Source organism: Oleiphilus sp. HI0061 (assembly GCF_001635675.1).
This window is the reverse complement of sequence record NZ_LWFE01000491.1, coordinates 1-14,085: the sequence shown is the minus strand read 5'-3', so window position 1 is coordinate 14,085 and position 14,085 is coordinate 1. Positions and strand designations below refer to the sequence as shown.

At 43.7% G+C, this 14,085-nt stretch carries 17 protein-coding genes and 1 rRNA gene; 5 read left to right on the top strand and 13 right to left on the bottom strand.

Features of this window, described 5'->3' with window-relative positions; all coding sequences use genetic code 11:
- The first annotated feature begins 13 nt into the window (after window positions 1-13).
- Genes A3735_RS32485 through A3735_RS06560 form a run of 3 tightly spaced genes read left to right on the top strand, consistent with a single transcriptional unit; the run spans window position 14 to window position 1,148 of the window.
- Complete coding sequence (locus A3735_RS32485) at window positions 14-145, top strand: penicillin-binding protein activator (RefSeq protein WP_369820511.1); 132 nt, start codon at window positions 14-16, stop codon at window positions 143-145.
- 4 nt (window positions 146-149) lie between these two features.
- Window positions 150-512 (top strand): YraN family protein, encoded by a 363-nt coding sequence (locus A3735_RS06565; RefSeq protein WP_068507997.1) that lies wholly within the window; start codon window positions 150-152, stop codon window positions 510-512.
- Between the two features lie 42 nt (window positions 513-554).
- On the top strand, window positions 555-1,148 hold the full coding sequence (locus A3735_RS06560) for an SIS domain-containing protein (protein ID WP_068516397.1): 594 nt from the start codon (window positions 555-557) through the stop codon (window positions 1,146-1,148).
- Window positions 1,149-1,176: 28 nt separating this feature from the next.
- Here A3735_RS06560 and A3735_RS06555 read toward each other — a convergent pair whose 3' ends face one another.
- The 12 genes from A3735_RS06555 to A3735_RS06500 form a co-directional block, all read right to left on the bottom strand.
- On the bottom strand, window positions 1,177-1,584 hold the full coding sequence (locus A3735_RS06555) for a ClpXP protease specificity-enhancing factor (RefSeq protein WP_156490427.1): 408 nt from the start codon (window positions 1,582-1,584) through the stop codon (window positions 1,177-1,179).
- A 32-nt stretch (window positions 1,585-1,616) separates the two neighbouring features.
- On the bottom strand, window positions 1,617-2,246 hold the full coding sequence (locus A3735_RS06550; protein ID WP_068516402.1) for a glutathione S-transferase N-terminal domain-containing protein: 630 nt from the start codon (window positions 2,244-2,246) through the stop codon (window positions 1,617-1,619).
- A gap of 168 nt (window positions 2,247-2,414) precedes the next feature.
- Window positions 2,415-3,173 carry a cytochrome c1 gene (locus A3735_RS06545; RefSeq protein WP_068516405.1) on the bottom strand — a complete coding sequence of 253 codons (759 nt, stop codon included), beginning with the start codon at window positions 3,171-3,173 and terminating at the stop codon, window positions 2,415-2,417.
- Window positions 3,173-4,384, bottom strand: a complete 1,212-nt coding sequence (locus tag A3735_RS06540; protein WP_068516409.1) for a cytochrome bc complex cytochrome b subunit — start codon at window positions 4,382-4,384, stop codon at window positions 3,173-3,175. Before A3735_RS06540 ends, A3735_RS06545 begins: the two co-directional genes overlap by 1 nt.
- Window positions 4,384-4,977 (bottom strand): ubiquinol-cytochrome c reductase iron-sulfur subunit, encoded by a 594-nt coding sequence (gene petA / locus A3735_RS06535; protein WP_068516412.1) that lies wholly within the window; start codon window positions 4,975-4,977, stop codon window positions 4,384-4,386. Before petA ends, A3735_RS06540 begins: the two co-directional genes overlap by 1 nt.
- A gap of 298 nt (window positions 4,978-5,275) precedes the next feature.
- Window positions 5,276-5,668 carry a 30S ribosomal protein S9 gene (rpsI, locus tag A3735_RS06530; RefSeq protein ID WP_068507251.1) on the bottom strand — a complete coding sequence of 131 codons (393 nt, stop codon included), beginning with the start codon at window positions 5,666-5,668 and terminating at the stop codon, window positions 5,276-5,278.
- A gap of 12 nt (window positions 5,669-5,680) precedes the next feature.
- Window positions 5,681-6,109 (bottom strand): 50S ribosomal protein L13, encoded by a 429-nt coding sequence (rplM, locus tag A3735_RS06525; protein WP_068516415.1) that lies wholly within the window; start codon window positions 6,107-6,109, stop codon window positions 5,681-5,683.
- Between the two features lie 194 nt (window positions 6,110-6,303).
- Complete coding sequence (locus tag A3735_RS06520) at window positions 6,304-7,089, bottom strand: TatD family hydrolase (protein WP_082880417.1); 786 nt, start codon at window positions 7,087-7,089, stop codon at window positions 6,304-6,306.
- A complete protein-coding gene (prfC, locus tag A3735_RS06515; protein ID WP_068516418.1) occupies window positions 7,090-8,670 on the bottom strand; it encodes a peptide chain release factor 3 in 1,581 nt (526 codons plus the stop codon).
- A gap of 107 nt (window positions 8,671-8,777) precedes the next feature.
- Window positions 8,778-9,239 (bottom strand): ribosomal protein S18-alanine N-acetyltransferase, encoded by a 462-nt coding sequence (rimI, locus tag A3735_RS06510; RefSeq protein ID WP_082880447.1) that lies wholly within the window; start codon window positions 9,237-9,239, stop codon window positions 8,778-8,780.
- Between the two features lies 1 nt (window position 9,240).
- Window positions 9,241-10,071 carry a hypothetical protein gene (locus A3735_RS06505; protein WP_068516424.1) on the bottom strand — a complete coding sequence of 277 codons (831 nt, stop codon included), beginning with the start codon at window positions 10,069-10,071 and terminating at the stop codon, window positions 9,241-9,243.
- Between the two features lie 5 nt (window positions 10,072-10,076).
- Window positions 10,077-11,624, bottom strand: a complete 1,548-nt coding sequence (locus A3735_RS06500; RefSeq protein ID WP_068516426.1) for a 2-isopropylmalate synthase — start codon at window positions 11,622-11,624, stop codon at window positions 10,077-10,079.
- 322 nt (window positions 11,625-11,946) lie between these two features.
- Here A3735_RS06500 and A3735_RS06495 point away from each other — a divergent pair, with 322 nt between their 5' ends.
- Both A3735_RS06495 and A3735_RS06490 read left to right on the top strand, forming a co-directional pair.
- Window positions 11,947-12,942, top strand: coding sequence for a putative solute-binding protein (locus A3735_RS06495; RefSeq protein WP_068516429.1), 996 nt, complete (start codon window positions 11,947-11,949; stop codon window positions 12,940-12,942).
- 103 nt (window positions 12,943-13,045) lie between these two features.
- Window positions 13,046-13,606 (top strand): acyl-CoA thioesterase, encoded by a 561-nt coding sequence (locus A3735_RS06490; protein WP_197470060.1) that lies wholly within the window; start codon window positions 13,046-13,048, stop codon window positions 13,604-13,606.
- 260 nt (window positions 13,607-13,866) lie between these two features.
- Here A3735_RS06490 and rrf read toward each other — a convergent pair.
- Window positions 13,867-13,981 (bottom strand): 5S ribosomal RNA (rrf, locus tag A3735_RS06485).
- Window positions 13,982-14,085: the final 104 nt, after the last annotated feature.

Genomic DNA, 14,085 nt, shown 5'->3' with positions numbered 1-14,085 from the left:
AAGACTACAGCTATTGCACGAAGTTCGAGGCAGCCAGATGCAAGGCCACACCGGCATGCTATCAATGGATGAGCAGGGCATTATTAATCGCCAATTAGAATGGGCAAAATTTAGAAAAGGAAAGGCAGTTACCATTAAGGAGTAAGGAAATGCTTAGCAAAGGACTTGCTTATGAGCAGATCGCCGAGAAATACCTTCGCACCCAAGGACTGAAAAGCATAACGAACAATTATCGGTCCAAGTTTGGTGAGATTGATTTAATTATGGGAGATAAGAATACCCTAGTCTTTATTGAAGTCAGATATCGAGCAAGAAATAACTATGGCATCGCAGCTGAAACCGTGACCCCACACAAGCAAAAGAAGATTATTAAGACTGCAAGCATATTCCTTTCTCACAAAAAGCTATGGAATATGCCATGCCGATTTGATGTTATATCTATCAGCCAGAAAGAGAACAGCTTATCCGAGCAAATTCATTGGCACAAAGCTGCATTCGATGCATCTTATTGAGCTCAGTTTATTACCTAAATCACCTAAAACGGTTAACTAGAAATGTCCGAACTATCACCACTATCAAACTACCTATGTGAAGCTGTTGATTCTGCCGCAGCAAACCTTGAAGCACTTAGTGAAAACCTGGAGCAAGCTTGCGACCTAATTACACAGACACTTCTGAGCGATAAAAAACTGATTATTTGCGGGAACGGTCTATCTGGACCAATCGCAAGCCTTTTAACAACCTGCTTAATGAACCAACAGGAATTCGAACGCCCAAGCCTTCCTGCGATCAATATTTCTATCGATTCCACAACTATTTCTGCTATTGCGAAGGACGGCAATTACAACCTTAGCTATGCCAAGCAAATTAGAGCCATTGGTTTCGAAGGAGACACCCTGATTGCACTATCTATCGATGGCAACTGCAGCAATATTGTTCAAGCAATTCAAACCGCGCACGAAAAGGACATCAAGGTAATCACACTTATCGGTCATAAAGATGGGAAAATTTCTGCGATAAAGCAGGGACAGGATGTTGAAATCCAGCTAAACACCAATTCGGTAGCGCGAGCGATGGAAGCTCAACTTATGGCAGTTAATGCCATGTGCCACCAAATCGAAAATCAACTTTTTGGTGGCGCATTTTAGTTAAGAAAGCCTAGAACAGGCTTTCTCTTTATTTAACTATCTTTAGAGAAGGCTTATGAGGCAGGTGTTCTGCCGCTTTCTTCCCTTCATCTTGTGGGTCATTCGGACTCGGCGGCTCTGGTGCACCAGGCTCAGCCCCGAACACCATACCCTGTCCATTTTCTTTTGAGTAAATCGCCATAATAGCTACGATAGGAACGTAGACCTGCATCGGAACGCCACCAAAACGCGCTCGAAAACTAATAGCCTCTCCATCAATTAACAGCTCATTAACCGCACCAGGACTAATATTGAGTATAATTTGCCCATTCGTGACATAGTCTTCTGGGACACTTACACCCTGGATACCGGCATCAACGACGATATACGGCGTCATGTCGTTATCCAAAATCCAATCATTTAGTGCTCGAACCAGATATGGCCGACTTGGAGTCATTCCGCTCACCCCTTTACTCATTATTTAGCGACTTAGTGTCGCATTTCTTTTTCTAGTTCAGACAAGCTAGCTTGAAAGGACTCACGCTGAAATATACGATCCATATACTTCGAAATCGGTTTTGCCTGGACATCATCTAACTCAATTCCCATTACCGGTAAACGCCACAACAAGGCAGAAACACAGCAATCGACAATGGTAAACTCTTCACTCATGAAGTAAGGCATTTCTGAAAAAATCGGCGCTGTAGCAATCAGGCTTTCTTTTAATTCCTTACGATACTCATTCGCCTTCGCAGCATGCGGATCAGCAAGAATTGCATCAGCCAGACGACTCCAATCTTTACGGATTCGGTACATCATCAAGCGGCTTTGCGCTCGAGCAACCGGATATACTGGCAACAAAGGAGGGTGCGGAAAGCGCTCATCCAAGTACTCCATCATAATATCCGACTCATAAAGTACTAAGTCGCGGTCAACCAAAGTAGGCAAGTCATTGTATGGATTATGATCAGAAAGCTCAGCAGGCTTGTTATCTGGGTCAACGTTAACAACGTCAACTGCGACACCTTTTTCCGCTAAGACTATTCTTACCCGGTGACTGTAATGGCTCTCACCATCAGAAAAAAACGTCATGGACGAACGTTTGGTCACAACACCCATATACTTACCTCAACCTTTAAATCAGATTTACTGCACTGATAGCACAGTTTTAAATTTGGGCAGAATTATACACGATTTACAAGCCAGTCGTGAAAATTCTCTTGGATAGAAACAAAAAAAGCCCTCCATGCCTACACATGGACGGCTTTTATTCTTCTTTCTAGCTAACTAGTGAATATCTCTCCAATACTCTTTGTTCAAGAAGTATGCAAAAACAAACAAAAACGCTAGGAATATAAGAACATTTCGGCCAAGTGCCTCACTTTCAAGCCTAGAAGGCTCACCAACATATTCTAAAAAGTTAACCAGATCATAGATCGCTTCGTCATATTCAGCAGGACTCAAGCTTCCTTCTGTCGCATATTCAGAACAACCACTACTCTTAACAATATTTCCGCTTAATGGATCAACAACAGGCTCAACACCTAACTCTGGCGCGACAGCACAAACACCCTGCAAACCAGCTAGTACGTGCGGCATACCCACATCTTTGAAAATTACGTTATTCACACCATAAGGGCGCTTTGAATCGGCGTAAAATCCACGCAAGTAGTTATATATCCAATCAGGACCACGCAAACGAGCACTCAAAGTCAAATCAGGCGGAGCACTACCAAACCAAACCTTTGCCTGATCTTCAGCCATGGAAATTTCCATTAACTGGCCGATCTTGGTATCACCTACGAGAATATTTTCTTCAAAAATATCATGAGGAATTCCTAAATCATCAGCGGCACGCTCATAACGAGCGTACTTCATTGAGTGGCAAGCAAAACAGTAGTTCACAAATAAAGATAAACCATTCTGTAAAGACTCATTATCTGAAATGTCTGTTTTGATGTGATCCATAGGCGCTGCAGGTCCACCTGCAGCAAAAGCACCTAAAGAAATAACAGAACAGAAAACCGCAATTAATAAATGTTTCATTATCCTGTCACCCTCTCTGGAACTGGCTTGGTTTTTTCAATCTTTGTATACCAAGGCATTAATAAAAAGTAGGCAAAATACACAGCAGTCAAAATCTGCGCCCATAGCGTTCTTTCAGGCGTCGCAACAACAACACCTAAATAACCGAGTATAGAAAATGATACGACTAACAACGCTAGCGCAACTTTACTGATCCAGCCTTTATAACGAATAGACTTAACAGGGCTCTTGTCCAGCCAAGGCAAGACAAACAGAATTGCTATTGCAGCACCCATCACAACCACACCCAAGAATGCATCAGGTACAGCACGAAGCATTGCGTAGAATGGAGTAAAGTACCAAACAGGAGCAATATGATCAGGCGTTTTCAGCGGGTTTGCTGGTTCAAAGTTTGGCTTCTCGATAAAGTAACCACCCATCTCAGGGAAGAAGAAGACAACACCACAGAATACAAACAAGAAAACAACAATACCGACAATATCGTGCACACTATAGAAAGGATGGAAAGGAATACCGTCTTTTGGAATACCGTTTTCGTCTTTATTCTGCTTTATTTCGATACCATCTGGGTTATTCGAACCCACAGTATGTAAAGCTAATACATGCAGAACAACCAATGCCAAAATAACGATAGGCAATGCCACGACATGCAAAGCAAAGAAGCGGTTTAGCGTGATACCTGAAATCAGGTAATCACCACGAATCCACAAGGACAAATCCTCACCAATGTAAGGGATCGCGCCAAATAGGTTTACGATAACCTGAGCACCCCAGTAAGACATCTGGCCCCACGGTAACAAATAACCCATAAATGCTTCAGCCATCAAAGCTAAATAGATCGTCATACCGAAGATCCAGATAAGTTCTCTAGGCTTCTTATATGAACCATACATTAAGCCACGGAACATATGCAGATAAACCACAACAAAGAATGCTGAAGCGCCGGTGGAGTGCAAGTAACGCAGCAACCAGCCATATTCAACATCACGCATAATGTACTCAACCGATGCAAACGCACCTTCAGCACTTGGGTTGTAGCTCATAGTCAACCAAATACCAGTAAGAAGCTGGTTAACCAAAACAACCATTGAAAGCACACCAAAAATATACCAAACATTAAAGTTCTTTGGCGCGTAGTATTTACTCATGTGATTTTCGAATGCTTCAACAACAGGGAGGCGCTCGTCAATCCAGTTAATTAGCTTTTGCATTATGCCTGCTCCTCATCAACACCAATAACTACCGTTGCATCATCCAGGTACTTATAAGGAGGAATTTCCAAGTTCTTAGGTGCTGGAACCCCTTTATAGACTCGACCTGCCAAATCAAAACGAGAACCGTGACAAGGACAGAAAAAGCCACCTACCCAGTTAGCATCAAATTCTTGAGGCTTCACTTCTGGCACGAATTGTGGAGAACAACCTAGGTGAGTACAGATACCAACAATGACTGCATACTCAGGGCGCGAAGATCTAAACACCCCTTTAATATATTCAGGCTGCTGAGGTAACTCAGACTGAGGGTCTCGCAACTCATCAGACAGCTTTTCAATATTATCAAGCATCTCTTGAGTTCGACGAATAACCCAAACAGGTTTACCTCGCCACTCAACAGTCATTCTCTGACCTGGCTCCAACTTTCCAATGCTTGCTTTAACTGGCGCACCGGCAGCTTTTGCTTTTGCACTTGGATTCCAAGACGCAACAAACGGAACCGCTGCTCCAATTGCCCCTACCCCACCAACAACGGAGGTAGCACCGATTAAAAATCGGCGTCGGCCAGCATTAACGTCGCCATCACTCATATAGGCATCTCCCAATATTAACTACGTACCAATATTTACGTAGTAGTTTAGTTATGATGACCCAGCAACATCTACCCCAGTATAAGTAACTTATACCTGCGTAAATAACGCCCAATCACTTTATCTTATCGACACTAGACTAAAATTTTAGACCGCGCACTTCAAAACCCACAGATAGTAATTAAATTGACCTGCCGCTTCAACAACTTTCGCTACAATATCCCTAATAAAAATAAGGATTAACATAAAAAAAAACGCCTGCCAGCATAACCGACAAGCGTTTCTTGAATAAGGCGTATTAACGCTTTGAGAACTGAGGCTTCTTACGCGCTTTGCGTAGACCAACCTTCTTACGCTCTACTGCACGCGCATCACGAGTAACCCAACCTGCTTCACGCAGTGCTGGACGCAACGTTTCGTCATACTCCATTAGAGCACGAGCAATACCGTGACGAATCGCACCAGCTTGACCAGTTGTACCACCACCTTTTACAGTGATTTTTACATCAAGCTTATCGGCCATCTCTACCAACTCTAGAGGCTGACGAACAACCATCTGAGCAGTCTTACGACCAAAAAACTGATCTAGTGCACGGCCATTGATCTCAATATTACCGCCACCAGATTTTAGAAATACGCGCGCCGCAGAAGTTTTACGACGACCAGTTCCATAATTATATGTAGTTGACATAATCGCCTTCCGTTAAATATCTAAAACTTGCGGTTGTTGTGCAGTATGAGGATGAACATCACCAGCATACACTTTTAGCTTTCTGAACATTTCACGACCTAGAGGTCCGCGTGGCAACATGCCTTTAACCGCACCTTGAATAGCACGCTCAGGAGCTTTATCGATCAATTTTTCGAAAGAAATCGACTTAAGACCACCGATATAACCAGTATGTCTGTGATAAATCTTATCTTTAGCCTTGTTACCTGTTACTGCAACTTTCTCTGCATTAACAACAACAATGTAATCACCTGTATCAACATGAGGTGTGTATTCTGGCTTATGCTTGCCCCTTAAACGGCTCGCAATTTCACTTGATAAGCGACCAAGTGTTTTGCCTGTAGCATCTACTACATACCAGTCACGCTTTACGCTTTCTGGCTTTGCACTTAACGTTTTCATTTATTCCGCCTTTAGCTCCAATGAGCCTTTACAAAATCCAAGTTCGATGGCAATTTCGCCATTCGGATGTCACGAATTATCGCGGTTTCACATATTGAGACGGGGCTGTACTCGCAAAGCTACACCGATAATTTTAGGGCGCGCAGTATAATATAATTAAACACAATTAATCCAGAACTAATTTAGTTTTTCTTTCATTGCCCCGCATAAAAAATTTCTTCGGCATTATCTCTCAAGGCTGCAGCCAAGATTTCAGGGCTTTCAGAGCGAATATTACATAGCGCCGAAAAAACCTGACGAATATCCGAAGGACAACCAAACTCTCGCCTCAACCCGGAAACTCTCATATCCGGGCTATCCGTCTCCAACAACAAACTACCCAAAGGGGCTGTCGCAACAGCGGATCGGGTTCGCGTGGCACTTGGCCAAGTAATAACGCAACCTACACCGATGCTTATCCCTTTGGCGACATACTGATCGAGCAAGTCCTTGCCTCCGGAGAAGGCATGAATCACCCCCTTCCCTGGAAACTTCTTTAATGCGGACAGTATCTGGGAATGCGTTTTTCGAGCATGCATGATAACGGGCAAACCATGATCACTTGCAAGCGCCAACTGCGCCTCAAACAAGCTGTACTGCAGAGCCATATCTGCTGCCGTTACATCAAGCCCTATCTCGCCAACAGCAACCAGCCCCTCAGGCCGCTGGGATAAGCACGCATCAAGCCTGCTAATATCGCCTAAAGAATGCCTAGCTATAAAAAGAGGATGCAACCCTAAGGCATAACTTAGCTGAGGATGGCCAAGCGATAAGCCTTGCACCCCCTCCCATGATCCACGATCAATCGATGGGATAATCAACTTTGTTACACTTGCCCGGCGACAACTTTCAAGCAGGGCTTCTTGCCGCCCCTCAAACTCAACAAAATCTAAATGACAATGAGTATCGTAAAGCTCCGGACCTATCACCTCATTCTGCAATTAGTGCTCTCGCGTCTTTCTAAACTGCACTTCAGGGTAGCGCTCTTCAGATAACTGTAAATTCACCATCGTTGGCGCGATATAACTCAAGTTATCCCCCCCATCCAAAGCTAAATTATCAAAGCATTTCTTTCTAAACGCCTCTAGTTTGACCGGGTCATCACACGACACCCAGCGCGCCGTCGCAACGCTGATCGGCTCATACATAGCATCGACCTTATATTCAGCCTTTAATCGATGCACTACGACATCGAACTGAAGCACCCCGACGGCACCAACTATCAAGTCATTTGACTTCAGCGGACGAAACACCTGAACAGCGCCTTCTTCAGACAATTGAATCAAGCCTTTGTTAAGCTGCTTCATCTTCAGAGGATCTTTCAAACGAATTCGTCTAAAAAGCTCAGGCGCAAAGTTTGGAATGCCCGCAAACTTAAGCTGCTCACCCTCAGTAAAGGTATCACCTATCTGAATCGTCCCGTGATTATGCAAACCAATAATATCGCCTGCATAAGCCTCATCTGCATGTTCTCGGTCACCTGCCATAAAGGTCACCGCATCTGAAACACGCACATCTTTACCTGTGCGAACATGCTTTAACTTCATTCCTTTCTTATACTTTCCCGAACAAATGCGCATAAATGCGATTCTGTCTCGATGCATTGGGTCCATATTTGCCTGAATTTTAAAAACGAAGCCTGTGAACTTTTCTTCTTCGGCCTCAACCTGGCGCACATTCGTCGCTCGTGATTGCGGCGCAGGCGCCCACTCAGTTAAGCCTTCAAGCATATGGTCTACACCAAAATTACCCAGAGCGGTACCGAAGTACACCGGCGTCAGTTCGCCTGCTAAAAATAGCTCATGATCAAACTCGTGCGATGCACCTTTAACTAATTCAATTTCATCTCTAAGTTCTTCTGCATAATGCCCAATCGCCTCTTCCAGCTCTGGATTATCGAGACCTTTTATTACTCTTGAATCCTGAATCTGATGACCTTGCCCCGTCTGATAAAGGACTGTCTCATCCTTATATAAGTGATAAACACCTTTAAACTCTTTACCCATGCCAATAGGCCAGGTGATTGGTGCACACGCAATCTTTAGAACGTCTTCCACTTCGTCCATTAACTCTATCGGATCTCTAATATCCCTATCGAGCTTATTCATAAAGGTTACAATAGGCGTGTCACGAAGACGCGTAACCTCCATTAATTTGATTGTACGTTCCTCTACACCTTTGGCTGAATCAATCACCATCAAACTAGAGTCAACCGCAGTTAAGGTTCGATAAGTATCTTCCGAGAAATCTTCGTGCCCCGGCGTATCAAGCAAATTAACCAGACATTTATTAAATGGAAACTGCATCACCGAGGTCGTTACCGAGATACCACGCTCCTTTTCCATTTCCATCCAATCAGACTTTGCATGCTGACCGCTTTTCTTCCCTTTCACGGTACCGGCTTTTTGAATCGCCGCGCCAAATAACAGGACTTTTTCAGTAATGGTGGTCTTACCCGCATCAGGGTGAGAAATAATCGCAAAGGTTCTACGCGTGGAGATTTCATCTGTTATTTGTGACATTAAGAATACTTACCTTAAGATTTCGGCATGCCAGTCCGAAAACCAGCCTTAATAAAAATTTCTGTGATTATAAACGTCTGAGTATTTTTTCGCAGCAAGAGAAAAATTTAGACTTGAAGGTCGACCGATAACTCTAGTGTCATTAATACGGCATTTTCTTTTCCTTGAGCAGCAGGATAATAATTTGGTCTCACACCAACCTCATTAAATCCTTCAGAGAAATATAAGTCGATTGCCTGGCGATTCGACTCTCTGACCTCAAGAAAAAATACATTTGCTTGCTTCTGTATCGCTTTAGATACCGTGTATTGAAGAAGCTTTCGACCAAAGCCTTTTCTCGCATATGCAGGATCAATGCATATATTCAGCAAGTGCGCTTCATCCAATACATATGAAACAAAAGCATAACCAATAAGCACCCCTGCCCGCTCTACGCCAAAACAGTCATCTTTGCCTAGAGAGGTCTCGAGCATTTTTTGACTCCAGGGTAAAGGGTAGGCTCGTCTTTCAATATTTAAGACCGCGTCTAAATCTGCTTTACATAAGTCTCGAAAGGAAATTGAAGTCAACTTACTCACCAAAGTAAGCACACAATTCTACCCAGGTGTCTGACTTGCGCTGCGGGAAACGAAGCATGTCGGCCAGGGAATGACTAAAAACGTTAAAGCTAAGAGCGGGTCTGGATGAAACTAGCTCGGCGTAGAATTTCTTCAGCTGCGGATACGCCGCCCCAAAATACAGAACACTCTTTACATCTTCAGCACAATGGGAGTTGATCCAACTTGCCAGCAGAACAGGTAAATCCCCCCCTTGCTTACTTTGCAAGTTAAGAGAGCGGAACACCGGCCAACTGAACAGCTGTTGGAATTCTGGCTTATCATGCAGGTCATGCATGCCTGCTTTTGATTTAATTATATTTTTTAGCAGAGTCAGCTCTACTGGATGACTTGCCGGTTCCAAAGACTCAGAAATTATCAAACCATGACTGGTTCTATATAGAACCAGAGAAAAACTATCTAAGGCGCGATCACCAGATAATGAAGGCAAAGCACTAATATCAACACCTTCAGAATCTGACTGCTGTCTTCCTACAGGTGCTCGCGACTCAAGACTCTCTTGAACCGGTTCCTCAGCACCGTTAGGACGAAGCCCACCCGCTTTAAGAATATCCATGGCAGAGTGAGCTCTCTCTACTGCAGCCAAACTCTCAGTAACATTGCGCTCTGGCGCAACTGAATCCTGCGGAGCATGCTTTAACTCTGACTCACCAAAATCTGTTATCGCGGGCTGAAAGAGGACCGTTTCAGGCGTCAGCGCAGCTCCGGAAAGCTTTGTTCGGGCATACCACTGGTGAACCCCCATCGCACAGAGGTGCGACTGCCTATCGGATAGCGCCAACATACTACTTATACATCGCCTTGCGGGTGCTGCCGTGGATCGTGACGTTCAAGTAAATTAAGCGCATGCAAATAAGCCTTTGTAGAAGCAATGACAATATCGGTATCTGCACCTAAACCATTTACAATACGCCCGTCTTTCTCTAGCCGAACCGTTACCTCCCCTTGAGAGTCGGTTCCACTTGTGATGCTATTTACAGAATATAATTGCTGCGCAGCACCCGAGTTAACTATCTTCTCGATTGCCTTATAGGTTGCATCAACCGGGCCACTACCGTCTGACTCAGCAGACTTTTCCTCTCCATCGACGAGCAAAGTAACCTTTGAGACAGGCACAACACCTGTCTCGGAACACACTGACAAACAAACCAAGGAATAGAGATCGACCTGATCTAGAGATTTAGTCGAACTTACCAATGCATGCAGATCCTCATCAAATATCTCGTGTTTTTTATCTGCCAATTCTTTAAATGCTGCAAACGCCTGATTTAACTCAGTCTCAGACTCCAATGAAATTCCAAGCTCTTCTATTCTGGAACGAAATGCATTTCTGCCAGAGTGTTTACCTAGAACCAGACTATTAGTATGCCAGCCAACATCTTGAGCCTTCATAATTTCGTAAGTTTCTCGATGCTTCAATATACCATCCTGGTGAATGCCAGACTCATGCGCAAACGCATTTGCACCAACAATTGCTTTATTTGGCTGAACCGGGAAGCCGGTAATCGTCGACACTAACCGCGAGCAAGGCACGATCTGTGTAGAGTCGATATTTGTCGATAGGTCAAACAAGTCAGATCGTGTACGAACTGCCATTACAACCTCTTCCAAAGAAGCATTTCCGGCTCGCTCACCCAATCCGTTAATAGTACATTCAATCTGGCGTGCACCATTGGTTACCGCAGACAAAGAGTTTGCAACAGCTAAGCCGAGATCATTGTGACAATGAACCGAGAAAATAGCTTTGTCTGAATTTGGAATTCGCTCGATAAGGTTTTTTATGGTTTCACCAAACTGCTCGGGAATCGCATAGCCCACCGTATCCGGGATATTTATTGTGGAAGCACCAGCATTAATCGCTTGCTCTATAATACGACAAAGAAAATCCAACTCTGAACGACCAGCATCTTCACATGAAAACTCGACATCATCTGTATAGCTTCGCGCTCTTTTTACTGCTCGCACAGCTTGCTCGACAACTGCATCTGGCTCCATTTGAAGCTTATACTTCATATGGATCGGGGAGGTTGCTATAAAGGTGTGAATACGCGACGCATTTGCTCCTCTTAAAGCTTCAGCAGCACGATCGATATCCTTATCCAATGCCCTGGATAGAGAACATATTCGAGAATCTACTATTGTATCAGCGATAGATTTAACCGACTCAAAGTCGCCCGGACTTGCAATCGCAAACCCCGCTTCAATAACATCAACACGCATCTTCTCAAGTGCACGAGCAATTCTCAATTTCTCTGCCTTGGTCATCGATGCACCGGGGCTTTGCTCGCCATCTCGTAGGGTCGTATCAAAGATAACAAGCTTATTTTTATCGGACATTCGCCGTGCTCCTAAATCAATATCCTAAAGAGTTTATCTAAGCTAATACAATACATTGCAGCTTATTAAATCAAACCGCTAACTATAGCGACAAGACCTAAGTTAAACAATGCTCAGTCAGTAAGAATTCACGTTATTTCGATATCTCTACAGAGTAGCGAGCCTATAGAGTGTCTAGAGTAAACAACCTAGTAAACTATCATATGCTCGATATTGCGAATTGGTCTATCAAATAAAGCAAAGACCATTGAACTTCTCGCGATTATAGACGAAAATTCGCGCTTCGCTTTGAACTTGTAATTTTAATTGGGGATACGTCAAGATGACGGCACAGAAAATACTATTTACCGCAGTAATTTTTCTTTTTAGTACGCTAGCGTCAGCGCTAGAAAAGAAAACAATTTGTACATGGGATCCAGTAGGGAAGAACGGCCCAGTAATGACTTTCTATTCAGATTTAAAGCCAAAAGCTATCGCATGGGGTTTAGATCTTGAGTTTATCGCTTATACCGATGAAAAAGTTGCTGCTAACGACTTCAAAGCTGGTGTATGTGACGGCGCTCACTTGAGTGCAATCCTATCACGTCAATTTGTTCCTTTCGCAGGGACACTTGATGCAATTGGCGGTATCACTTCCGACTCTGGTCTTGGTAAAATTCTTGCTACTCTTGCAAGCCCTAAGGCTGGCAAAATCATGACAAACGGTCAATATGAAGCAGTTGCTGCATGGCCTGTTGGCTCTATGTTCGCGTTCGTAAACGATAAGAACATCAATACAGTTGCAGACTTCAGCGGCAAGAAGATTTCAGTTCTTAATGAAGACCCACAGACTCACAAGCTTGCTAACATGGCCGGCGCATCACCTGTAGGCACTTCTTTGGCAACGTTCTCTGGCCAGTTCAACAACGGCAACATTGATATCCTTTTCATGCCAGCACTAGCTTACAACACTTTTGAGCTATACCACGGCCTTGGCGACAAAGGTGGCATTCTTGACTACCGTCTATATTACGGCATGCTTCAAACAATCACCAAGAAAGACAACTTCCCAGCAGACTTTGGTAACAAAATGCGTAAATACGTTGTTGGCCGCTTGAAAGCTATCAATAAACTAGTTGCTGATGCCGAAAAAGAAATACCAGCTAAGTACTGGATCAAAACTAACGAAGAGACTAAAAAAGAGCTAGTTAAGTTTAGCCGTGACATTCGTCTAGCACTTAAAGCTGAAGGTAAAATGGACCCTAAAGCGCTCAAGCTGCTTTGGAAAATCCGTTGTGCTGAAAACCCATCTGCAAGTGAGTGTGCAACTCCTGAATAGGCTAATAGCTTAGCAGATTATAAAAAGGCTCCTTTTAAGGGGCCTTTTTTATTATCAGTGCTTCTCTTTAGGTCTACAATAGCACCATTAGAGGAGCAAACTTATGTCTGACATTCAATATGGCACTAATGAGCCAGTAATATTCACTATGCTAATGACACCTGAAATGGCTAACTTTTCAGGTAACGTACACGGCGGCGCACTATTAAAGCTACTAGACCAGGTCGCTTATACCTGCGCATCACGCTATAGCGGCCATTACGCCGTCACCCTTTCTGTAGACCAAGTTAACTTTCGCCAACCGATTAAAATTGGCGAACTCGTCACCTTTTTATCTTCTGTAAACTACGTCGGACGCACGTCAATGGAAGTAGGCGTCAAAGTCGTTGCTGAAGATATTCACTCTCACGAGAAGCGCCATACCAACAGCTGCTATTTTACTATGGTAGCAATGGGTGAGGATGGAAAGCCCACAGAAGTTCCGCCACTCGACTTTAAAGCAGATAAGCAAAAACAGCGCTATATTGCAGCAAAAGTAAGAAGGGAGCTTCGTAAAGAACATGATCTGCGGCTGAAAGAGATTCACGATAAGTGGATCAGTAATACGGAACATATGACTGAAGAGCAGATCAACGTAGAGTTCGAGAAATACCGGCAAAGCTAAATACCATGCCGGTATAAAAACTCTGTTTTACGCGTGTTGCTTACAACAGCCAGCGTGAACACCTACATAATAAGCAGCGGCACCTGATTTACTTACTAACACGGTCAGATAGTAGCAAGTTTAATTCAGAGCTATAACTATTAACAAAAAACCCTTGAAGACGTATATCTCCAAGGTTTTTTCATATTTTTTCTAAATTTGCCTTTTCACCAGACAATAAAAAACCCCAGTAGGACGACCTACTGGGGTTTCTAATAGAAGCCTGACGATGACCTACTCTCACATGGGACCTCCCACACTACCATCGGCGATGCTTCGTTTCACTTCTGAGTTCGGGATGGGATCAGGTGGTTCCAAAGCTCTATGGTCGTCAGGCAAAACTTCGGTTGCTGATACTTGATCAACAACACTTAATTCTGCGTCTTTAACAATAGCAAGTAATAGCTAATTTAATCTCTGCTGTCTAACGAAGACTCATA

Coding starts and splice junctions, on each gene's coding strand:
- A3735_RS06565 (WP_068507997.1), top strand. CDS start 150: ATGCTTAGCAAAGGACTTGCTTATGAGCAGATCGCCGAGAAATACCTT.
- A3735_RS06560 (WP_068516397.1), top strand. CDS start 555: ATGTCCGAACTATCACCACTATCAAACTACCTATGTGAAGCTGTTGAT.
- A3735_RS06555 (WP_156490427.1), bottom strand. CDS start 1,584: ATGACTCCAAGTCGGCCATATCTGGTTCGAGCACTAAATGATTGGATT.
- A3735_RS06550 (WP_068516402.1), bottom strand. CDS start 2,246: ATGGGTGTTGTGACCAAACGTTCGTCCATGACGTTTTTTTCTGATGGT.
- A3735_RS06545 (WP_068516405.1), bottom strand. CDS start 3,173: ATGAAACATTTATTAATTGCGGTTTTCTGTTCTGTTATTTCTTTAGGT.
- A3735_RS06540 (WP_068516409.1), bottom strand. CDS start 4,384: ATGCAAAAGCTAATTAACTGGATTGACGAGCGCCTCCCTGTTGTTGAA.
- petA (WP_068516412.1), bottom strand. CDS start 4,977: ATGAGTGATGGCGACGTTAATGCTGGCCGACGCCGATTTTTAATCGGT.
- rpsI (WP_068507251.1), bottom strand. CDS start 5,668: ATGTCAACTACATATAATTATGGAACTGGTCGTCGTAAAACTTCTGCG.
- rplM (WP_068516415.1), bottom strand. CDS start 6,109: ATGAAAACGTTAAGTGCAAAGCCAGAAAGCGTAAAGCGTGACTGGTAT.
- prfC (WP_068516418.1), bottom strand. CDS start 8,670: ATGTCACAAATAACAGATGAAATCTCCACGCGTAGAACCTTTGCGATT.
- A3735_RS06505 (WP_068516424.1), bottom strand. CDS start 10,071: ATGTTGGCGCTATCCGATAGGCAGTCGCACCTCTGTGCGATGGGGGTT.
- A3735_RS06500 (WP_068516426.1), bottom strand. CDS start 11,624: ATGTCCGATAAAAATAAGCTTGTTATCTTTGATACGACCCTACGAGAT.
- A3735_RS06495 (WP_068516429.1), top strand. CDS start 11,947: ATGACGGCACAGAAAATACTATTTACCGCAGTAATTTTTCTTTTTAGT.
- A3735_RS06490 (WP_197470060.1), top strand. CDS start 13,046: ATGTCTGACATTCAATATGGCACTAATGAGCCAGTAATATTCACTATG.